Genomic DNA, 20,280 nt, shown 5'->3' on the forward strand with positions numbered 1-20,280 from the left:
CCCGGCCCGTCCAACCGGCGCTCCGCGTGCGGTCGATGCGTGTTCCAGGGGAACTTGCCGGGGCCCTCCCGTCGATGTTCACTCCTTCGGGTGGCCCGGCGGAGGATGGGCGACCACTGCTCAACCGCACTGGAATGGTCATGAGCCGTACCAGAGGGGCCTGGTGCCGACCCGTCGTCACCCGCGCCCCCGGTGAGGAACGAGAACTTCAAGAATGCGAGCACGGGTGCAGATGAAGCGGCCTCGGGGCAAGGGCGACAAGGCCGCGGCGCGGCCCGTGGACGCCGAGGGCGCGACCTCCGAGGCGCGCGCCAACACACCTGAGAGCACCGGGACACCTGAGAGCACAGGCACGCCTGAGAGCACCGGGACACCCGAGAGCACAGGGACACCCGAGAGCACAGGGACACCCCAGAGCCCCGGCACACCCGAGAGCCCCCAGGGCGCCGCCGCCCAGCGGTCGCAGCCCGAATCCGCGGGCCGCCGCAAGCGGGTCCGCAACCGCCTGGTCGTGGCCGTCGCCGTGGTCGCCGCCACCGTCGCGGGCGCGGGCGCACCCGGCATCACCGCCTCCTCCGCGCAGCTCGCCGAGTCCCAGGAACTCGTCACGTTCGCCGAACTCACCAAGAGCGCGGTCACCCTGGCCCACGTCCTCGCCGACGAGCGCGACGAGGTCACCGCCCACATCGCCGCCGGCCGCCCCACCGACGCCGCCGCCCTGGACGCGCTGCTCGACGACCGCGGCACGGTCGACCGCCGCATCAAGGAAGTACGAGCCGAGGCCCCCGCCGCGCTCCGCAAGGACCTCGACGCCCTCGAACAGGTCCGCCGCAGCGCCACCGAGGGCAAGGGCACCGCCCTCGACGCGCACGACGCCTACAGCAAGGCCATCGGCGAACTGCACGCCCTCGTCGAGGACCTGGCCGAGCGGCTGCCGGCCCGCGCGGGCTCCGGCGCCCGTGCGCTCGCCGACCTGGACCGCGCCGTCGAGCAGGCCGGCGCCACCCGCGGCCTGCTGCTCGCCGCCCTCGCCACGCCCCGCGACCCGGCCGGCGGCATCGACCCGGTCACCGGCCGCCCGCAGACCGCGGCCAGTGTCAACTCCCGCAACCGCAACGCCCTCGTGGCCGCCGCACAGCAGGCCCGGGTCAGCGAACAGGCCGCCCGCGCCGACTTCGAGCGCGCCGCCCCCGACGCCGACCGCGCCAAGCTCGGCTCCACGGTCACCGGACCCGACGTCGCCACCGCCGAGCGGTACCTGGCCCGGCTCACCGACCAGCCCACGCTCTCCGCCGCCGAACTCCGCTACGACCGCAGGCGGGTGGAGGCCGCGCTCTCCGCCCGCGTCGAGCAGCTGCGCAGCGTCGAGAACACCCTGAGCGCGGAGCGCGTCGAGAGCCTGTCGGCCCTCCGCGACGACGACGTCACCGCCCTCGAAGTGCGCATCGCGCTCGTCGGCGTCCTGCTCCTTCTCGCCGTCGGCATCGCCACCGCGGTCGCCCGTACGCTGACCCGCCCGCTCGCCGTCCTCCGGCTCGGCTCCGCCCGGCTCGCCGAGACCCCGGCCACGGACGAGCCGATCCGCTTCACCGGCCGCAACGACGAGTTCGCCGCCGTCGTCCGCTCCGTCAACACGCTGCACGCACACACCCAGCGCCTGCAGGAGCGGCTGACGTTCCTGGAGGGCGACCGCAAGCACCTGGTCGGGCAGCGCGAGAAGCTCGCCGACGAGCGCGAGGAGCTGCGCGAACAGCTCGACGAGGCCATCGCCGCGGCGGAGCGGACCGGCAAGGACGGCGACGGCACCGTCGTCCAGCTGGCCCTGCGCAACCTCACGCTCGTGGAGCGCCAGCTCGGCGTGATCGAGAACCTGGAGGAGCGCGAGCAGGACCCCGACCGCCTCGGCACCCTCTTCAAGCTCGACCACTTCGCCACGGTCATGCGCCGCCACAGCGAGAACCTGCTGGTCCTCGCGGGCGCCGAGCACCGCGACAGCCACCCCGGACCGGTCCCGCTGGTCGACGTCGTACGGGCGGCCGTCAGCGAGATCGACGCGTACGACCGGGTCCGCATCGCAGCCCTGCCGCCGCACGCGCACCTCGCGGGCTCCACGGCCGACGACATCAGCCACCTGGTCGCCGAACTCCTGGAGAACGCCACCACGTTCTCCCCGCCGGACTCCGCCGTCGAAGCCTCCGGCTGGCTCCTGGAGAGCGGCGACGTCACGCTCTCGGTACGCGACGAGGGCATCGGCCTGCCCGAGGACCGCCTGCGCGAACTCAACGCCCGCCTCGCCGGGTTCGATCCGCTTCAGCCGTACGAGCCCGTGGGCGAGGGCGCCGAAGGGCTGGGGCTCGGCCTGTACGTCGTGGCCCGGCTCGCCGCCCGGCACGGACTGCGGGTCGAGCTGCGCGAGCAGAAGCAGGGCGGCCTCGCGGCGCTGGTGGTGCTGCCCGCGTCGATCCTCGCCGCCGCCCCGGCCGAGGCGGCCCCGCAGCACACGGCGGCGGTCACGGCGGTGCCGCAGGTACGGCTGCCGGGCGCGGAGGCGGAGGCCAACTCCCATGCCCTGGACCGGCGTGCGCCGGAGGACGAGCAGGACCGGTTCGAGGAGGCCGACGCGGCCGACGAGGCCGTCGCGGCCGACCCGTTCATCCGCGCGGCGGAGCAGGCCTTCGACGAGGCGGCGGCCGGGCCGGACGCGGATGCCGACGACTCGCTGGACACCTCGTTCGACACCTCGCCGGACGACTCGTACGAACCGCCGTACGCGGAGACCGAGTTCGGGACCGGCGACCTCACGCCGAGCGCCACCCCCGAACACGCTCCCGAGCCCGAGCCCGAACACGCCCCGGAGCCCGCCCCCGAGCCGGGGCACACCTCCGAGCCCGAGCCCGAGCCCGAGCCCGTACCGCAGAGCACACCGGCCGACCTCGACGACCCGCTCTCCCCGGAAGCCGAGGCCGACCGCGAACTCCTCGGCGAGGAGCGGAAGGCGGCGGACGGCTCCGGCCACCGTGACGCACTGGCGGACGCGGCGGACGCGGCGGAGGCGGACGCCGAGGCCCCCGAGCCCCTGCCCGCGCCGGCGACCGAGTCCGCGCTCACGCCCGAGCCGGACGACCGCCACGAACGCGCCGCCGACGCCGGAGACGGAGACGGAGCCGGAGCCGGAGCCGCCGAAACCGTCCCGCACCAGGCCACGCGCGAGCAGCGAGACGCCCTGCTTCGGCGAGACGCCCTGCCGCAGCGGGAGCGCACCACCGAGACGGGGCTGCCCATGCGCACGCCCAAGGCCACCGGGCCCGCCCCCGAGCCCGTGGCCCCTCGGCGCTCCGTCGACCCGGAGGAGCTGCGCCGCAGGCTCGGCAGCTTCCACCGGGGAGCCAACTCCGGCCGCCGAGACGTGAATGCCGAACTCGCCGAGCGGACCACCCGGTCCGAAGCCGGTGACGACGTGCCCCCCGGGGAGGTGCCCGACCGGGCGACCCGGACCGATCAGGGGGACCCAGCCGAGGAGGCCCGCAGTTGACCGCACCCAGTACGTCCCGTGCGTACCGTCTCAGCAGCGAAGCCCAGAACCTGCACTGGCTGCTCGACAACCTGGTCCGGGAGGTGCCCGGACTGCAGTCGGTGGCCGTGGTCTCGTCCGACGGGCTGCTGCTGCTCTCCTCCGACCCGGAGGTGAACGCCGCGGCCCAGGAGCCGCGGGCCGCCGCCGGACCGAAGGGGTCGAGCGCCGACCTCGCCACGATCGTCTCCGGCATCGGCAGCCTCACCATCGGGGCGGCCAAGCTGATGGACGGCGGCGGCATCAAGCAGACCGTGGTCGCCATGGACGAGGGCAGCCTCTTCGTCATGTCGATCAGTGACGGCTCGCTGCTCGGCGTGCACGCCGCGCCGGAGTGCGACGTGAGCGTGGTCGCGTACCACATGGCACTCTTCGTCGGCCGCGCCGGACACGTCCTGACCCCCGAACTCCGCAGCGAGCTGCGGCAGTCGATGGAGGGCGGACGGTGACCGCCGCGGGCGCCGCCGCGCCGCTGCCGGTGCGCGGCCGGGGACGCAGGCCCGCGCGGGTCCGCCCGTACTCGCTCACCGGCGGCCGTACGCGCTTCGCGCACGTGCTGCTCGTCGAGACCTTCGTCGCCGCGAGCCAGGCGCCCGGGGGCGAGGAGCGGCCGGCCGTGGCGCCGCGCGGCCGGGGCGTGGCCGAGATGCGGGCGATCGTCGAGGTGTGCCGCAGGATGCGCACCGTCGCCGAGATAGCCGCACTCCTGAAGATGCCGCTCGGCGTGGTCCGGGTCCTCCTCAGCGACCTCGCCGACCAGGGAAGGATCCGGGTGTACGGCACCGGGCACGGGCCAGGACAGCCGGACCGCGCACTGCTCGAAAGGGTGCTGGGTGGACTCCGCCGCCTCTGACACGCTCGCCGCACACGAACCGGCCGCGCTCCCCGAGGAAGAGGGAGCGCAGCCCTGGCAGTCCGACCTCAGCCGGGCCCCCATATCCACGAAGATCGTGGTCGCGGGCGGCTTCGGCGCGGGCAAGACCACCCTCGTCGGCGCCGTCTCCGAGATCAGCCCGCTGCGCACCGAGTCCCTGATGACCGAGGCGAGCGCCGCGACCGGGGACGACGATCTGGGCCCGGTCCCGCAGAAGGCCACGACCACGGTCGCCATGGACTTCGGCCGGATCACGCTCGACGACGACCTGGTCCTGTATCTCTTCGGCACGCCCGGCCAGGCCCGGTTCTGGTTCATGTGGGACGACCTGGTGCGCGGCGCGGTCGGCGTGGTCGTGCTCGCCGACACCCGCCGCCTGGACGACTGCTTCCCCGCCCTGGACTACGTGGAGGGCTGCGGCCTTCCCTACGTGGTGGCCGTCAACCACTTCGACGGCTCCGAGCGGTTCGAGGCCGACGAGGTGCGCGAGGCGCTCGACGTGCCCGCGCATGTGCCGGTCCTGGTCATGGACGCGCGCCGCCGGATCAGCGTCGTCGAGACGCTGCTCGCCCTCGTGCGGCACGCCTGCGACAACGCCCCGGAGTAGCCGTATGCGGAAGATCCTCATCGCCGGAGCCGGCCAGTCCGGTCTCCAGCTCGCCCTGGGACTCCAGGCGCAGGGGTACGAGGTCACCCTCATGTCCCACCGCACCGCCGACGAGATCCGCGCGGGCCGGGTCACGTCCACACAAGTGCTCTTCCCCACCGCCCTGCAGCACGAGCGGGACCTCAGGCTGAACTTCTGGGAGTCCCAGGCCCCGGACATCGAGGCGCTCGGCGTCACCGTCGCCGCCCCCGACAGCCACGACCCCGGCCCCGCCCACCGCGCCGTCGACTGGCTCGGCCCGCTCGACGGCGCCGCCCAGTCCGTGGACCACCGGGTGAAGCTGGCCGGCTGGCTGGACACGTTCGCGCAGCGCGGCGGCCGGCTGGTCATCCACGGCGCGGCCGTCTCCGACCTGGACCACCTCTCCCGCCTGTACGACCTGGTCCTGGTGGCGTCCGGCAAGGGCGAGCTGGTCGACCTCTTCGACCGCGACCCGGCCCACTCCCCGTACACCCGGCCCCAGCGCTCCCTCGCCGTCTCGTACGTGCACGGGCTCGCGCCGCGCCCCGACGGGCCCGGGACGGGACAGCTCCGGCTGACCATGGTGCCGGGGGTGGGCGAGCTGATCGTCATGCCGACGCTCACGACCTCGGGCCCGGCCGACATCCTGTTCTGGGAGGGGGTGCCGGGCGGCCCGGTCGACGCGTTCCGCGGCGTCGCCGGCCCGGCGGAGCACCTGGCCCTGACCCTGTCCCTGATGGAGCGGCACACGCCGTGGGAGTACGCGCGGGCCGTCAAGGCCGAACTCACGGACGGCGGCTCCACGCTGGCCGGCCGTTACCCGCCCGTCGTGCGCAACCCGGTCGCCGTGCTGCCCTCCGGCGGGCTTGTCCTGGGCGTCGGCGACGCCGTGGTCACCAACGACCCGCTCACCGGCCAGGGCGCCAACGCGGCCGCCAAGTGCGCCGCCGCGTACCTCGCCGCGATCCTGGAACACGGCGACCGGCCGTTCGACGAGGCGTGGATGCGCACGGCCTTCGACCGCTACTGGGGGCCGGTGGGCCGCCCCACGACCCGCTGGACCAATGCGATGCTGGCCCCGCTGCCTGCGCATGCGGTGGGCCTGCTCGCCGCGGCGTCCGATCACCCCGAGGTGGCCCGTCGGTTCGCGAACGGCTTCGACGACCCGTCGGACTTCGAGCACTATTTCTACGACCCGGCGCGCACGGAAAGCTACTTGGCGACGCTGACCTGAGCCCGCTGGATCCGGGCTCAGGATGCGTGCCCCGACAGGGGCGGGGAGGGCCACCCGGCCGGGGGACTAACCCTCCCCGGACCCCTCGCCGGGCGCCTCCCCGGGCCCCTCCCCGGACCCCTCGCCGGGCGCCTCGCCGCGCCCTTCCCCGGGCCCCGCCCCGGGCCTGTACCCCAGGTCCGACCCCTCCGTCGCTCCCTCCGGCAGCTCCGGCGGCCGGTACGCGTCCAACGGCCGCCCACCCGGATCCGGTCGCACCGCCCCGAGCAGCGGATTCGCCGCGATCGGCGAGACCTTGACCCGCGCCCCGGGCCGCGGCGCATGCACCACCTTGCCGTCGCCCCAGTAGAGGGCGACATGCGTGGCCTCGGGGAAGTACACGACCAGATCACCGGGCCGCAGCCGCCGCAACGGCACCCGCTCCAACTGCTCCCACTGCTCCTGCGAGGTACGCGGAATCTCCACCCCCGCCCGCGCCCAGGCCCGCGAGGTGAGCCCCGAGCAGTCGAAGGCCTCCGGGCCCTCCGCGCCCCACACGTACGGCTTGCCGAGCTGCCGCACCGCGTACCGCAGCGCCGCGGCGCCCGCCTTCGACGGGGCCCGGGTGCGGGCGGGCGAGCCGGGCGGGCCGCCGAGCGCGCCGGACCCGAGCAGGTCGCGCTGGGCGTCCGCGGTGCCCTGGTCCTCCAGGCGGCGCAGCGCGTCCAGCTGGTCGGCGGTGAGGTCGGCGAGCATCTCCTCGACGTCGCGCAGGCGCCGCCGCACCTCGTCCCGCTGCTCCTTCTGCCGTGCGGCCAGGGCGAGTTGGGCGTCCAGGGCCTTCCGGGAGCGGGCGGCCAGCGCGTCGGCCCGCTGCTCCCGGTCGACGAGCCGCCCGACCGTACGGACCCGCTGGGCCGCGAGCCGCCGCACCACGTGCTCCTGGTCGAGCGCGCGCTGCGGATCGCGGGAGAGGAGCAGCTTCAGGTACGGGGAGAGCTCGCTCTCGCCCTGGTACTGGCGGCGCGCGAGGCGGCCGGCGGCGGTGCGGCTGTCGTGCAGGTCGGTGCGCGCCCGCTTCAGCTCGGCGGCCAGCTTCTTCGTCGCGGCTCGCTGCTTCCCGAGCTTCTCCGCCGTGGCGTTGTACGACTCGGTGGCCTGCTCGGTCCTGCGGTACAGCTTCCGGAGATCCGTGAGGAGCCCCGCGACGGAACCTTCCCCGGACCCGGACCCGGACCCGGACCCGGACCCGGACCCGGACCCGGACCCGGACCCGGACCCGGACCCGGACCCGGACCCGGGGGCGGCCGTGGCCTGGGGCCCACTCACCAGCCCCGCCACCACCACCGCCGCGGCGCAGACGGCCCTGCCGATGCTCTTGGCTGACACGCCATCACCTCCGCGGCGAGCATGCAGCGCTGGGTGCGGGGGCACCTGGTGGGTGCGGCCCGGTGGGGGTACCGGGTCACTCGTCCCGGGTGGGGCGGGGCGGGCCGGGTGCGGCGCGGTTGACAGCGTCCCCCTCCCCCTCCCGACGCGAACCCCGACGCGAACCCCGACGCGAACCCCGCCCCGGCCACGGCCACTTGACCCCGTCGGCCCCCCGCCCCTCCGGGTCGTACACGTACTTCCATCCCCGCTGGACCCCCAGCCGTCGGCTGAACCCCGCCGCCTCGCGGCGATAGACCAGCACGGTCGGGGGCCCGCCGTCCGCGTCCGGCACCGGCACCTCGTACCGCTTCGGCGGCTGACCGGTCGGGCCGAGGAGGATGGGGAGGGTGCGGCCGTCCAGGGGGCCGCCCTCGAAGGGGATGTCCTCGCTTCTCACGCGACCAGTCTCACAGCAGGTGGGCCGCGTCGCTGACCACCGGCAGCACCCGCCCGGCGAGCGAGGCGGCGATGCCTCCCGACTCCTCCAGTTCGAGCGCCGCCCGCAGCACCTCGGCCGTCTGCGGGTCGGACGCGGCGGTCGCCGTCGTCACGGCGAGGAAGTGGTCGAGGAGCCAGTCCCGCAGCTCCTCGGCCGACGGCTGCTTGCCCTCGTCCAGCCAGATCAGGGACGCGGCCTCGACGGCGGAGATCCAGGTGCGCACCATCAGCTGCAGCCGCGGCCCGGGCTCCGAGACCGGCAGGTGCGACAGGATGCGTTCGGCGGCGACGGCCCGCACCTCGTCCACGATGGCGCTGGTGCTCGACGTGGAGACGACGCTGCCGCCCTGGAGCAGTGCGCTGAACCCGGTGTCGTGCTCGTCGACGAACCTGAGGTACCGGGTCAGGGCGCGGGCGAGGCGGGCGGTGAGGGGGCCGTGCGGCGGCTCGTCGAAGCACTGCTCAAGGGCGTCGGCAGCGGTGCGCAGGGCGGCCTCGTACAACTGCTGTTTGCCGCCGGGGAAGTACCGGTAGACCAGCGGCCGGGAGACGCCCGCCGCCTCGGCGACGTCGTCCAGGGAGACCTCCTCCGGCGCGCGGTGCGCGAAGAGAGACAGGGCGGCGTCGAGGAGCTGGCTGCGCCGCTCCTCGACGCTGAGCCGTCGGTAGGCGGGGGTCGTTGCGCGCGGGGTGGCTGCCGGGGACATGCCCGCAGCGTATCGGCACCACGCGGCACCCGACCCACGGGTTGTGCGCACCGCTTTCGCAGTACGTCCACATCCGGACGGCCCGGACGGCCCGGACGGCCCGGGCGTGCGGCCGCACCCGCCCCTGATCCGGGACGGTGCGCCTTGTTGACCCGGTGTCTCATACGTGTGAGCCTGCCGATGAGCCTCAACGGCCCTGTCCCGTACGGCAGTTCGCGAGTCCGAGAAGCGAAGGAGGCGTCGGGTGTCGACGCAGGAGCTCTACGCAAAAGACCCGGGCGAGCCGGTCTGGCAGGTCCCGGCGACCGGTTCGGCCCGTTTCACCTGGGAGTACGACAACGGCCGCGACCGCCTCCTCGCCCTCTACCAGAAGGGCAAGGACAAGCAGTGGGACGGCGCGAAGCGGATCGACTGGGACCTGGAGGTCGACCCGTACAACCCGCTCGGCACCCCCGACGAGGCGCTGACGCTGCACGGCACCCGGCACTGGTCGAAGATGACCGAGAAGGACAAGGGCGAGCTGCGCCGGCACTACGCGGGCTGGCAGTTCAGCTGGGATCTTGCGAGGAACCCCGGTCGTTTATGGCCGGCCGCGGACCAGGAGGCGGTCGGTGAACACGCCGCCCAGGGCCTTGGACGTGAAGGCCAAGTGTGTGCGACGGCCGTGGACGCCACTGCGTCCACTGCGCATGTCGGGGTTTGGTCCCCATTCCGGGGACATGGGTTGATCGCGGGCGTTAGCCTGGCGGTGTGAAGCTGGTGGTGCAGGTCAGACTTGAGCCAACGCCCTTGCAGGCAGCGGCACTTAAGGCGACTCTCACTGCCTGCAACGAGGCGGCCAGCTGGGTCAGCGGTGTGGCGTTCGACAGGGATGTGAAGCGGAACTTCACACTGCGCGAGTACACCTACGACGAGATCAAGGCCCGGTGGAACCTCGGCGCGCAGGCCGCCCAGCACGTCATCAAGAAAACCTGTGACGCGTACGCGACCCTCAAGGCCAACCTGAAGGCGGGCAACCTCGGCCGGCCCGGGTCCAGGCGCCACACGAGGGCGACCGGGAAGCCGATCGTCTTCCGCTCGGAGTCGGCGCAGCCTTACGACGACCGGATGCTGTCCTGGCAGATGGACGAACGCCGCATCTCGATCTGGACCGTGCACGGGCGGATCAAGAACGTGGCGTTCACCGGCGCCGCCGGGCAGCTGGCCACCCTGGCGCAGTACCGCAGGGGCGAGTCCGACCTGCTGTACCGGGACGGGATGTGGTTCCTGCTGGCCACCTGCGAGGTCCCCGAACAGCCGCTGAACACCGCGGTGGACGACTTCCTCGGCATCGACCTGGGCATCGTGAACATCGCCACGACGTCGGACGGCGAGATCATGGCCGGGCGCAAGGTCAACCGTATGCGGGCGCGGGAACGCACTCTGCGTTCGAAGCTGCAGAAGAAGAACACCCCGTCGGCCCGACGCCGTTTGAACAAGCGGCGGCGCAAGGAGCAGCGGCGGGTGCGGGACATCAACCACAAGATTGCCAAGCATGTGGTGGCCGAGGCAGAACGCACCGGACGCGGTATCGCCCTGGAAGACCTGGGCGGGATCCGTGAGCGGGTACGGCTTCGCAAGCCCATGGGGGTACCTCCCTGCTCGAACGAAGTTGAGAGCTTGGGGGAGGGCCACCCTGCATTCCTGGGCGTTCGCCCAGCTCGGCGACTTCATCACGTACAAGGCTCGCCGTGCGGGCGTGCCGGTGGTGCATGTCGAGGCGGCGTACACCTCCCGCACGTGCGCCGAGTGCGGGCACATCGACAGGGCGAACCGGGCCTCGCAGGCCCGGTTCGTGTGCCGGTCCTGCGGATTCGTTGATCACGCAGACCGGAACAGCTCCCGCAACATTCGTGCGCGTGCGTGCGCGGTGTGGCGGCGACGCGGGGTCGAGTCAACGGCCCCTGTCCCACGCCCGAGACCCGGGCACGGGACTGGACGCAAGCGCACCGCCACAGCCAGTGGCGCCCGCTCTGCAAGCCCCTCGCTTTAGCGAGGGGTCGTTGACCCAGTTCCTGCACGGCGAGCAGGGCGCGATGGTGTGCGCGGCCCGCATCGTGGAGTCGGTGCTGGCCCAGGCGCCGGACGCCTACGACGTCGACCGAGAGTTCAGCGTCAAACTGAACGACCGCAACAGGCCGGAGCCGGATGTGTCGGTCATCCACGCCGAAGCCGCCACGGGCCCGGAACAGACCTGGTACCGCCCCGAAGACGTCCTCCTCGCCGTGGAAGTCGTCTCCAAGGACTCCGAGGACCGCGACCGTGAAGTGAAGCCCCGCAAGTACGCGGAGGCGGGCATCCCGCACTACTGGCGCGTCGAGGAGAACGGCGGGCAGCCTGTGGTCTACGTCTACGAACTGGACCCGGCCACGCGTACGTACGCGCCGACCGGCATCTTCCACGACCGCATCGCGCTCAAAGTCCCCTTCGCCATCGACATCGACCTCACCGCGGTCGACCGCCGTCGTTAGGACTCCTCCGGCGGGAACGAAGTCCGCAGCGTGAACGCGTACGGCGTCGGACCCTCCGCGCGGAGGCGGAGCAGTCGCTGTTCCGCCTCCCTGACCGTCGGCCGGTGCCCCGCGGGCACCCACCACAGGGCCGTCACGGCCGCCTCGACCTGCTCGAACCACTCGCGCCGCCGGGCCAGCAACTCGCGGTGCCGCCCCTGGTACATGAAGGCCGTGAGCGCGTCCGGGTTCCGCCACACCGACATGTTGACGATCAGCCAGGAGTCCCCGAACACCGGCACGTCCGTCGCGTTGCCCGACTCGCTCTGCAGCCGCCACACGAACCCCTCCGCCGCGTCCGCGACCGCGTTCACGGGGTCGAGCGCGTCCACGAAGCCCTTCAACTCCGGTGAGTCCAACGGGTACTTGAGGCGGGCGATGTTGACCTGGGCGAGTTCGTACGCGGAGTCAGTGGCCATGAGCGCACCCTAGGCAGACCCCGCCCCGGCCCCCACCCCCGTCTCACAACGCGAGCGCCGCCTTCATCACGGCCCGCGCGATCGGCGCCGCGCTGCCGCCGCCGCTGATGTCGTCCCGGTCCGCCGCCGCGTCCTCCACGACCACCGCGACCGCGACCCCGGGCCGCGGCTCGCCCTCGGCCTGCGCCCAGGAGATGAACCAGGCGTACGGCAGGCCCGCGTTGCCGATGCCGTGCTGGGCGGTGCCGGTCTTGCCGCCGACGACCGCGCCCTCGATGGCCGCGTTGGACCCGGTGCCCTCCTCGACCACGCCGACCATCAGCTCCCGAAGGAGCGAGGCCGTGCCCGGGTTGAAGGTCTGGCGCAGCGACGTGGGCTGCGTGGTGGACAGGACACGGCCAAAGGCGTCCGTCGTACGGTCCACCAGGTGCGGTGACTTGAGGTCCCCGTTGTTGGCCACGGCCGCGGCGACCATCGCCATCTGCAGCGGCGTCGCCGTCGTGTCGTACTGCCCGATCGCGGAGAGCGCGACGCTCGACGGCTCCATCTCCCGGTTGACGTTGCTCTGCGCGACCCGCGCCGGGATGCGCAGCCCCGCGTCGTTGAAGCCGAACCGCTCCGCCGTCTCGACCAGACCGTCCAGGCCGACCTGCGTGCCCAGGTTGGCGAAGACCGTGTTGCAGGACCACTCGAAGGCGTACCGGAGCGAGGCGTTCTTGCAGCCCTCGACCTCATTGGTGAGCTTGGTGGCGGTGCCGGGCAGCGTGTACGGGTCGGGGGAGCGGGTCCTGGCGTCCAGGTCGGTGACGACGCCCGCGTCCAGGGCGGCGGCCGCGGTCACCACCTTGAACGCCGAACCGGGCGGATAGGTCTGCCGGATGGCCCGGTTGAGCATCGGCTTGCTCGCCGCGTTGTTCAGGGTGGTCCAGTGCTGCGCCTCCGAGACCCCGTTGCCGGAGAGCAGTTCCGGGTCGTACGACGGGGTGGAGACCAGGGCCAGGATCCGTCCCGTCGTCGGGTCGAGGGCGGCCACCGCGCCCTGCTTGTCGCCGAGCGCGTCGTACGCGGCCCGCTGCACGGACGGCGCGATCGTGGTGTGCACCGCCCCGCCCGCGCGCCGGGTCCGCGTCACCTCGTCCACGATCGGGAACGGCGCGAGCCGCGGGTCGGTGCCGGAGAGCAGCGGGTCGGCGGCGTCCTCCAGGAGGGTGGTGCCGTAGGTCTGCGAGGCGTAGCCGGTCACCGGCGCGTACAGCGGGCCGTTCTTGTACGTCCGTTCGTAGCGCAGCTGCTCGCCGGTGTCGACGGAGCCGGTGATCGGCCGCCCGTCGACGTAGATGTCGCCGCGCTCCTGGCTGTAGCGGGCGATGCTCTGGCGGCGGTTGGCCGGGTTGGCGTCGTACGACTCGGCCTCGATGACCTGGATGCGGGTGGCGTTCAGGGCGAGGGCGAGCATCAGGAGCAGGCAGAACGCGGCGGCGCGGCGGATGTGACGGGTCAAACCTCAGTCCTCTTCGTCGAGTGCGAGTGGGTCGTACGCGTCCGGCGGCTGGGAGCGGGCGTAGGAGCTGAGGCGGACGAGCAGCGCGACGATGATCCAGTTGGTGACGACGGACGAGCCGCCCTGCGCGAGGAACGGCATCGCCATTCCGGTGAGCGGGATGAGCCCGGTGACGCCGCCCGCGATCACGAAGACCTGAAGGGCCAGGATCGAGGCGAGCCCGATCGCGAGCAGCCGCCCGAACGGGTCGCGCAGGGCGAGCCCCGCCCTGCAGCCGCGGGCGACGAGCACCGCGTAGAGCAGGAAGATCGCGCAGAGTCCGGTCAGGCCCAGCTCCTCGCCGGCCGTGGCGAGGATGAAGTCGGACTTCGCGGCGAAGCCGATCAGGATGGAGTGGCCCTGCCCGAGCCCGGTGCCGAGCAGCCCGCCGGCCGCGAACGCGAAGAGGGACTGGGCGAGTTGGTTCGGCCCGCGGCCCTCCTCGATGGTGGCGAAGGGGTGCAGCCAGTCCTGGACGCGGCTGTGCACATGCGGTTCCAGCGAGCCGACGGCGAACGCCCCGACGCAGGCGAGCAGCAGCCCCACCGCGATCCACCCGGTCCGACCGGTGGCCACGTAAAGCAGCACCACGAAGATCCCGAAGAACAGCAGCGAGGTCCCGAGGTCCCGCTCCAGGACCAGCACGCCCACGCTGAGCAGCCAGATGGCGACGATCGGCCCGAGCACCCGCCCGGTGGGGAACTGCAGCCTCCACACCCGCCTGCCCGCGTACGCGAGCGCCGTGCGGTTGGCCGCCAGGTACGCGGCGAAGAACACCGCGAGCAGGATCTTCGCGAACTCGGCGGGCTGCAGCGAGAATCCGGCGATCCGCACCCAGATCCGGGCGCCGTTGACCGCCGGGAAGAACACCGGCGAGACGAGCAGGGCGAGCGCGGCGGCGACGGACAGATACGCGTACCGCTGCAGCCACCGGTGGTCGCGCAGCACCAGCACCACCACCATGAACAGCGCCACCCCGGCCGTGGACCAGGTGAGTTGGGCCAGGGCGGCCTGGTCGTCGGGGGTCTCCTGGTCGAGCCGGTAGATGAGGACCAGGCCCAGGCCGTTGAGCAGGACGGCGATCGGAAGGAGCAGCGGATCGGCGTACGGGGCGCGCAGCCGCACCGCCACATGGGCGAGCAGCGCGAGCGCCCCGAGGCCGAGCGCGTAGTCGGTGACGTTGCCCGGGACGGTGCCGTACTGGGCGAGGCCGACGTTCAGGTAGCCGAGCACGCACAGGCCGACCGCGAGGACGAGCAGCGCGAGTTCGGTGCCGCGCCGCTTGGCGACCGGGACCACTGGAACGGACGTATCCACCCTGTCTGTCACATCAGCGGTTCTTCCGGTTCTTCCGGTCATGCGGGGCAAGTTAGCAAGCGGGCGGGGGGATTCCTGGTACGTCGGTCGGGAACGCTGTCCTTTCCCGGCCCGCCCGCCTCGCCCCTTCCCGAAACCCTTCCCGAACCCCTCCCCGAACCCTTCCCCGAACCCCTCCCCACCGCCCCCTTGTTGCCCGTCCGTCCCACACCTGTTCCCATGGTCGTGGGGGTGAGGCGACATGTCCGCACTGCGCGTCGTGCCGACCCGGCGGCACGGCAGGGAGCTCTACCACGTGCTGTTGCCGAACGGCAGGAACGTCGCCTGGTACGAGCGCGGGACGGGCCGCGTCCACCTGCTGAGCGAGGACCGCCGGGAGAGCGTCCTGGACGCGCTCGCGCCGTACCTCACCGGCCCCGTCACGGTCGGCCCGCCGCCCCTGCCCACCGCCGCCGAGCTGGCCGGCCTCGCCCTGCACCCCGACGACGACCTGGCCCCGAACCGTCCCGGCGAGGCCCTGCTCGTCGACCTCGACCGCTCCCCGGCCCCGCCGCACCGCCTCCGTGCCGACCCGCGCCGCCTGGGCCTCGCCGCCGAGCAGGCCGTGGGCGACGCCCTGGACCGGCTGGACGGCGCGGGCTGGCGCGCCCTGCACTCCGTACCGCTGCCCGGTGGCGCCCGGCTGCACCACCTGCTGATCGGGCCCGGCGGCGTGTACTGCCTGCGCAGCCTGTGGGCGCGGGGGCGCCGGGTGCGGGTCGAGGCGCCGTACGTCGCCGTGGGCCGGGCGGCGCCGCAGCCGCTGCTGCGCGGCCTCGCCTTCGACGCGGACCGGGCGTCCCTCGCCCTGACGGTCGAGGTGCGCCCGGTCCTGGCCGTGTTCGGGGCCGCCCGGACCGAGGTCGTACGGGCGGCGCACGAGGTCCGCGTCGTACCGGCGGCCGAGCTCGCGTCCCTCGCCGCGAGCGGCGGACTCCTCAAGCCCGCCGACGTGGACGCCCTCTACGCCCAGGCCCGCGACCGGCACACCTGGTCGCGGGCCTGAGGCGTACGCGTACGGCCGGAGGTTCTGGGGGTTCTGGGGGTTCTGGGGGTTTCAGAGGTTCTAGAGGTTGTCGCCCCAGCCGCCCTGCAGCATCGTCTGGAACGCCCACTTCCCGTCGCGCCTGATCAGGATGTCGGCGTACCTGAGCTGCTGCGACTGTCCCTGGGAGGTCATGGTCGAGTCGGTGAACACCACGGCCATGGCGGGGGACAGGAACACCGGTGTGCGGACGGAGTCAAAGGTGATGTCCTCGCTCCCGTCGCCCATCACCTGGGTCATGGTCTCCGTGAACTGCTTGCGGTCCCACTGCGCCGACCGGCCGTCGCCCGCGGAGTCGTCGCTCACCAGGTTGAGCGGGAACACCGCCAGGTCGGCCATGCGCTCGATGTCCCGCCGCCCGCTCGCGGCGTCGTACTCGGCGAACCAGGCGTCCAGGCTCTCCCGGTCCTCGGCGGTGGGGGCGTATCCGGTGTCGGGCAGAACGGTCATGCAGGCTCCTCCGGAAGGTCGGTCGCATTGGCTGGTCAAGCTTGACTACTCGCCAGAAAAGTACGCCACTGACGAGCATTAGTCAAACTTGATTAATGGGTTACGGCTCCGGGCTGCGGAACCGCACCACCGCCGCCGTCCGGTGCCGCGTCGCCTGCTGCCGGACCTCGGCCGTGAGCTCCGCGGGAACGGTCCGGTACGTGATGTCGCCGAAGCCGATCGCGTTCATCCCGGCCTCCCCGTCCGGCGCGGGCAGCAGCTCGGCGGCCCGCGCCCGCACCGCCGGCGCCAGCGGGCTCGAAAGCAGCGGGTCGTCGTCCCCCGGCAGTACCAGGACCAGCGCCTGCGGCCGCGCCGGGCTGCCGGTGAAGCCGACCACGACCGCGTCCCGGGTGTCGCTGTGCCGCAGCTTCAGCCAGGCCCGGCGGCCGCTCGGGTACGGCTGGTCGAGCCGCTTGATGACCAGGCCCTCCACACCGGTCGCGCGCAGCGACTCGTACCAGAGGGCCGCCAGCTCCGGATCCGTCGTCATCGGCACCGGCTGGAGCGGCGGGCCGAGCGGCGCGAGCAGCGCGAGCAGGCGCTCCCGCCGCTCCCCGTACGCCCGCGCGCGCAGGTCCGCGCCCGCCTCGGCGAGCAGGTCGAACGCCGCGTACGAGGCGGGCAGGGTGCGCGCGAGTTCCGGCGCGCGCCCCGGTGTGGCCGCCGCGCGCCGCTGCACCGCCGCGAAGTCGATCCGCCCCTGGGTCCACACCACCACCTCGCCGTCGACCACCGTCCCCTCCGGCAGCGCCCGCGCCGCCTCGGCCAGGTCGGGGAAGGCCGCGGTCACCGTCCGCCCGGACCGCGCCTGCAACAGCACCCCGCGCGGGCCCGCGCCCCGGAACAGCACGAGCCGGTGCCCGTCGAACTTCGGCTCGTACGCCCACGGCCCCTCCGTCGGCAGCTCCGCCACGGACTCGGCGAGCGCGACCCGGACCGGCGGGGCCGGCGGCCGTGCGGGAGGCGGAGTCACCGGAACCTCCGCGGCAGCTTCCGCGCCCGGTTGAGGTTGATCAGCGGGCCGAGCAGATCCCCGTACGCGGCGAGCCGGGGCGCGATCTCCGGGGCGAGGAACGACAGCTCGCCCGGCTCCTCGCAGCCCTCGATCTCCTCCCAGGTCACCGGCGCGGACACGGTCGGCTCGGCGCGGGCGCGCAGCGTGTACGGGGTGGCGGTGGTCTTGGCGGCCGCGTTCTGGCTGAAGTCGACGAACACCTTGCCGGGCCTCAGGCTCCGCGTCATCCGGTGCAGCGCGAGCCCCGGCAGCTCCCGCTCGGCCTCCACGGCCAGCTCCTTCGCGTACGCGGTGACCTTCTCGGACGGCGTCGGCTCGATCGGCACGAGGACGTGCAGGCCCTTCGAGCCGGAGGTCTTGGCGCAGACGTGCAGGCCGTCCGCCGCCAGCCGCTCGCGCAGCCAGAGCGCCACCGTGCAGCACTCCACGACCGTCGCGGGCGCGCCGGGGTCCAGGTCGAAGACCATCCGGTCGGCCGTGCCGGGGGAGTCGGCCTGCCACTGCGGGGTGTGGAACTCGGTCACCAGATTGGCCGCCCAGACCAGGGACGACATGTCCTGGACGAGGACGTGGGTCGCGGTGCCCTCCTCCCGGTGTCGCGGCACCTCGGCGGTGCGCACCCAGCCGGGCGTGCCGGGCGGCACGTTCTTCGTGAAGAACTGCTGGCCGTCCGGCCCGTCCGGGAAGCGCAGGAACGAGACGGGGCGGTTGTAGAGGTGCGCGAGCAGCGCTCCGGCGCAGGTCGCGTAGTAGTGCAGCGCCTCGCCCTTGGTGAATCCGATGGAGGGATACAGCACCTTGTCGAGGTTGGTGAGCGCGAGCCGCCGCCCCTCCACCTCGGTGATGGGCGTCATACGATGAGGATGACCCGTACGGACATAACGGGCGAATCCTAGCGAATACCTACGTGCTGCTCGTGTGTCACTCCCGTACCCACCCGCGTAAGGGGTTCTCACTGTGCGATCCATATGGAACGGCGCCATCTCGTTCGGCCTGGTCAGCATCCCGATCAAGGTCGTCAACGCCACCGAGAACCACAACGTCTCCTTCCGCCAGATCCACACCGCCGACGGCGGCCGGATCCGCTACCGCAAGGTCTGCGAAGTGGAGGAGAAGGAGGTCTCGGCCGACGAGATCGGCAAGGGGTACGAGGACGCCGACGGGTCGATCATCCCCATCACGGAGGAGGACCTGGCGTCGCTGCCCATCCCGACGGCCAGGACCATCGAGATCGTCGCCTTCGTCCCGCAGGAACGGATCGATCCGCTCCAGATGGACGCCGCGTACTACCTGGCCGCGAACGGCGTCCCGGCCGCCAAGCCGTACACGCTGCTGCGCGAGGCGCTCAAGCGCAGCAAGAAGGTCGCCGTCGCCAAGTTCGCCCTCCGCGGCCGCGAACGCCTCGGCATGCTGCGCGTCGTCGGCGATGCGATCGCCATGCACGGCCTGCTCTGGCCGGACGAGATCCGCACCCCGGAGGAGGTCGCCCCGGACACCCAGGTCACGGTCAGGGACGCGGAGCTGGACCTGGCGGACGCCCTGATGGACACCCTCGGCGAGGTCGACCTGGAGACGCTGCACGACGACTACCGCGAGGCCGTCGAGGAGATGATCTCCGCGAAGGTCGAGGGCACGGAACCGGCGAAGGCCCCCGAGGCGGCGGCCGGCGGCGGCAAGGTGATCGACCTGATGGCCGCCCTGGAGAGCTCGGTCAAGGCGGCCCAGGCGGCCCGCGGCGAGGAGGCGGAACCGGCGGAGGTCACGCCGATCGGCCGTACGCGCAAGAAGACGCAGTCCACGCCGAAGGCCGTGGGCGGCAAGAAGTCCACCGCCTCGGGCGCGAATGCCTCGGGCGCGAAGAAGACGGCGTCCTCCTCGACGAAGAAGTCGACCTCCACGGCGACGAAGAAGACGTCCTCGGCCGGAACCGCGAAGAAGGCCGCGACCAAGAAGACGGCGGCGAAGAAGTCGACCTCGACGCCGCGCAAGAAGACATCGGCCTGAGGGCGCTGCGGCTGCTCAGACGGTCGGGGGCGCCGTGCCGATCACGACGGTGGCCCCGAGCTCATCGCACCCCTCGACCCGCGCGACCAGCCCCCCGTCCACCATCGCCCGCACGGTCCGCTCCGCCTGCCGCTCACTGGTCTCGATCAGCAGCCGCCCTGCGGGCGCGAGCCACGCATGAGCCTGGGCGGCTACCCGCCGCTGCACCTCGACCCCGTCGCCCCCGCCGTCGAGCGCGATCAGCGGCTCGTACTCCCGCGCCTCGGGCGGCAGCAGCCCGATCTCGCCGCTGGGTACGTACGGGGCGTTCACGACCAGTACGTCCACCCGGCCCCGCAGCCGCGCGGGCACCCCCGCGTACAGATCGCTCACGTACACCTGCCCGCCGACCCCGGCGAGGTTGCGCCGCGCACACGCCACGGCGACGGGATCGATATCGGCGGCGTGCACCTCACCCGCCGCCCCGCCCGCCGCGACGGCGAGCCCGAGCGCCCCGCTCCCGCAGCACAGGTCGAGTACGACGCCCTGCGCGGGCAGTACCTCCAGGGCGTGCCGCACCAGGAACTCCGTACGCCGCCGGGGCACGAACACCCCGGCCTCGACCCCGACCCGCAGCCCGCAGAACTCGGCGAACCCGACGACCTGCTCCAACGGCAGCCCGCGCACACGCTGTTCGACCATGGCGCCGACGTGCCCGTCATCCCGCGCCACGGAAAAGATCAGCGCAGCCTCGTCCTCGGCGAACACACAACCGGCCCGCCGGAGTTGCCCGACGACGTCGGAGGGGAAGGCCGGAGAGGAGGCAGAGGACGAGACGGGGGAGGAGGCAGAGGAGGAGACAGGGAGGGAGAAACGGGAAGAACCCATGAGAGAAAGCACCTTTACGCGAAGTGAAAGGGGCCCTCTCAGGTCACCGCTGTCCGGCAACCGCACCACGACAAGGCGAGAACCCCCGACCGACTGCAGCGTTGATGGGACTCACCTCCTCGTTCCTGCGC

At 72.9% G+C, this 20,280-nt stretch carries 17 protein-coding genes and 3 pseudogenes; 10 read left to right on the top strand and 10 right to left on the bottom strand.

The window, feature by feature from the left end:
- The first annotated feature begins 214 nt into the window (after positions 1-214).
- From QIS99_RS07045 to QIS99_RS07065, 5 genes are read left to right on the top strand one after another with little or no spacing between them, the layout of a single operon-like run.
- Positions 215-3,532, top strand: coding sequence for a sensor histidine kinase (locus tag QIS99_RS07045; protein ID WP_282511575.1), 3,318 nt, complete (start codon positions 215-217; stop codon positions 3,530-3,532).
- Complete coding sequence (locus tag QIS99_RS07050) at positions 3,529-4,020, top strand: roadblock/LC7 domain-containing protein (RefSeq protein ID WP_282511577.1); 492 nt, start codon at positions 3,529-3,531, stop codon at positions 4,018-4,020. The genes QIS99_RS07045 and QIS99_RS07050 overlap by 4 nt, the downstream gene beginning before the upstream one ends.
- Entirely contained in the window at positions 4,017-4,424 is a 408-nt protein-coding gene (locus tag QIS99_RS07055) for a DUF742 domain-containing protein (RefSeq protein ID WP_282511579.1), read from the top strand. Before QIS99_RS07050 ends, QIS99_RS07055 begins: the two co-directional genes overlap by 4 nt.
- A complete protein-coding gene (locus QIS99_RS07060; RefSeq protein WP_282511581.1) occupies positions 4,405-5,052 on the top strand; it encodes a GTP-binding protein in 648 nt (215 codons plus the stop codon). The genes QIS99_RS07055 and QIS99_RS07060 overlap by 20 nt, the downstream gene beginning before the upstream one ends.
- 4 nt (positions 5,053-5,056) lie before the next feature.
- Positions 5,057-6,307, top strand: coding sequence for a styrene monooxygenase/indole monooxygenase family protein (locus QIS99_RS07065; protein WP_282511583.1), 1,251 nt, complete (start codon positions 5,057-5,059; stop codon positions 6,305-6,307).
- Positions 6,308-6,373: 66 nt separating this feature from the next.
- On the opposite strand, the gene QIS99_RS07070 is transcribed toward QIS99_RS07065, so the two are convergent.
- From QIS99_RS07070 to QIS99_RS07080, 3 genes are all read right to left on the bottom strand, one after another.
- Positions 6,374-7,675 (bottom strand): C40 family peptidase, encoded by a 1,302-nt coding sequence (locus QIS99_RS07070; protein ID WP_282511585.1) that lies wholly within the window; start codon positions 7,673-7,675, stop codon positions 6,374-6,376.
- Between the two features lie 76 nt (positions 7,676-7,751).
- Positions 7,752-8,114, bottom strand: coding sequence for a hypothetical protein (locus tag QIS99_RS07075; protein ID WP_282511587.1), 363 nt, complete (start codon positions 8,112-8,114; stop codon positions 7,752-7,754).
- Positions 8,115-8,124: 10 nt separating this feature from the next.
- Entirely contained in the window at positions 8,125-8,862 is a 738-nt protein-coding gene (locus QIS99_RS07080; RefSeq protein ID WP_282511589.1) for a TetR/AcrR family transcriptional regulator, read from the bottom strand.
- Positions 8,863-9,106: 244 nt separating this feature from the next.
- Between QIS99_RS07080 and QIS99_RS07085 the strand changes: the two are divergent.
- The 3 pseudogenes from QIS99_RS07085 to QIS99_RS07095 all read left to right on the top strand — a co-directional run.
- Positions 9,107-9,457: pseudogene (locus tag QIS99_RS07085) on the top strand (aminobenzoate oxygenase); the annotation flags it as partial.
- A gap of 155 nt (positions 9,458-9,612) precedes the next feature.
- Positions 9,613-10,894 (top strand): annotated as a pseudogene (locus QIS99_RS07090) (RNA-guided endonuclease InsQ/TnpB family protein).
- A 52-nt stretch (positions 10,895-10,946) separates the two neighbouring features.
- Positions 10,947-11,372: pseudogene (locus QIS99_RS07095) on the top strand (Uma2 family endonuclease); the annotation flags it as partial.
- Here the strand turns inward: QIS99_RS07095 and QIS99_RS07100 are convergent.
- The 3 genes from QIS99_RS07100 to QIS99_RS07110 are packed head-to-tail and all read right to left on the bottom strand — an operon-like array spanning position 11,369 to position 14,729.
- The gene (locus tag QIS99_RS07100; protein WP_282511591.1) at positions 11,369-11,830 is read right to left on the bottom strand and encodes a DUF3291 domain-containing protein; all 462 of its coding nucleotides are present in this window, start codon (positions 11,828-11,830) and stop codon (positions 11,369-11,371) included. The pseudogene QIS99_RS07095 and the gene QIS99_RS07100 overlap by 4 nt on opposite strands.
- Positions 11,831-11,873: 43 nt before the next feature.
- On the bottom strand, positions 11,874-13,331 hold the full coding sequence (locus QIS99_RS07105; RefSeq protein ID WP_282511594.1) for a penicillin-binding transpeptidase domain-containing protein: 1,458 nt from the start codon (positions 13,329-13,331) through the stop codon (positions 11,874-11,876).
- Positions 13,332-13,334: 3 nt separating this feature from the next.
- On the bottom strand, positions 13,335-14,729 hold the full coding sequence (locus QIS99_RS07110; protein WP_282511596.1) for an FtsW/RodA/SpoVE family cell cycle protein: 1,395 nt from the start codon (positions 14,727-14,729) through the stop codon (positions 13,335-13,337).
- A gap of 199 nt (positions 14,730-14,928) precedes the next feature.
- Between QIS99_RS07110 and QIS99_RS07115 the strand changes: the two genes are divergently transcribed.
- Positions 14,929-15,732 carry a nuclease-related domain-containing protein gene (locus tag QIS99_RS07115; protein WP_282511598.1) on the top strand — a complete coding sequence of 268 codons (804 nt, stop codon included), beginning with the start codon at positions 14,929-14,931 and terminating at the stop codon, positions 15,730-15,732.
- A 60-nt stretch (positions 15,733-15,792) separates the two neighbouring features.
- Here the strand turns inward: QIS99_RS07115 and QIS99_RS07120 are convergent, their stop codons facing one another.
- The 3 genes from QIS99_RS07120 to ligD form a co-directional block, all read right to left on the bottom strand.
- Positions 15,793-16,221: a nuclear transport factor 2 family protein gene (locus QIS99_RS07120; protein ID WP_282511600.1), complete on the bottom strand. Its 429-nt coding sequence runs from the start codon at positions 16,219-16,221 to the stop codon at positions 15,793-15,795.
- Between the two features lie 100 nt (positions 16,222-16,321).
- Complete coding sequence (locus QIS99_RS07125; RefSeq protein ID WP_282511602.1) at positions 16,322-17,236, bottom strand: ATP-dependent DNA ligase; 915 nt, start codon at positions 17,234-17,236, stop codon at positions 16,322-16,324.
- Positions 17,233-18,132: a non-homologous end-joining DNA ligase gene (gene ligD, locus QIS99_RS07130; protein WP_282511604.1), complete on the bottom strand. Its 900-nt coding sequence runs from the start codon at positions 18,130-18,132 to the stop codon at positions 17,233-17,235. The genes QIS99_RS07125 and ligD overlap by 4 nt, the downstream gene beginning before the upstream one ends.
- 103 nt (positions 18,133-18,235) lie before the next feature.
- On the opposite strand from ligD, the gene ku reads away from it, so the two are divergent.
- A complete protein-coding gene (ku, locus tag QIS99_RS07135; protein ID WP_282511606.1) occupies positions 18,236-19,282 on the top strand; it encodes a non-homologous end joining protein Ku in 1,047 nt (348 codons plus the stop codon).
- 15 nt (positions 19,283-19,297) lie between these two features.
- Here the strand turns inward: ku and QIS99_RS07140 are convergent, their stop codons facing one another.
- Complete coding sequence (locus QIS99_RS07140) at positions 19,298-20,149, bottom strand: putative protein N(5)-glutamine methyltransferase (RefSeq protein WP_282511608.1); 852 nt, start codon at positions 20,147-20,149, stop codon at positions 19,298-19,300.
- Between the last annotated feature and the right edge of the window lie 131 nt (positions 20,150-20,280).

The sequence above is a fragment of the Streptomyces solicavernae genome, assembly GCF_029968095.1.
Lineage (GTDB): Bacteria > Actinomycetota > Actinomycetes > Streptomycetales > Streptomycetaceae > Streptomyces > Streptomyces solicavernae.

Excerpts from the sequence above, each read along its gene's own strand:
- QIS99_RS07120 (WP_282511600.1), bottom strand. The coding sequence starts at position 16,221 with ATGACCGTTCTGCCCGACACCGGATACGCCCCCACCGCCGAGGACCGG.
- QIS99_RS07110 (WP_282511596.1), bottom strand. The coding sequence starts at position 14,729 with ATGACCGGAAGAACCGGAAGAACCGCTGATGTGACAGACAGGGTGGAT.
- QIS99_RS07140 (WP_282511608.1), bottom strand. The coding sequence starts at position 20,149 with ATGGGTTCTTCCCGTTTCTCCCTCCCTGTCTCCTCCTCTGCCTCCTCC.
- QIS99_RS07080 (WP_282511589.1), bottom strand. The coding sequence starts at position 8,862 with ATGTCCCCGGCAGCCACCCCGCGCGCAACGACCCCCGCCTACCGACGG.
- QIS99_RS07065 (WP_282511583.1), top strand. The coding sequence starts at position 5,057 with ATGCGGAAGATCCTCATCGCCGGAGCCGGCCAGTCCGGTCTCCAGCTC.
- QIS99_RS07045 (WP_282511575.1), top strand. The coding sequence starts at position 215 with ATGCGAGCACGGGTGCAGATGAAGCGGCCTCGGGGCAAGGGCGACAAG.
- ligD (WP_282511604.1), bottom strand. The coding sequence starts at position 18,132 with ATGACGCCCATCACCGAGGTGGAGGGGCGGCGGCTCGCGCTCACCAAC.
- QIS99_RS07115 (WP_282511598.1), top strand. The coding sequence starts at position 14,929 with ATGTCCGCACTGCGCGTCGTGCCGACCCGGCGGCACGGCAGGGAGCTC.
- QIS99_RS07100 (WP_282511591.1), bottom strand. The coding sequence starts at position 11,830 with ATGGCCACTGACTCCGCGTACGAACTCGCCCAGGTCAACATCGCCCGC.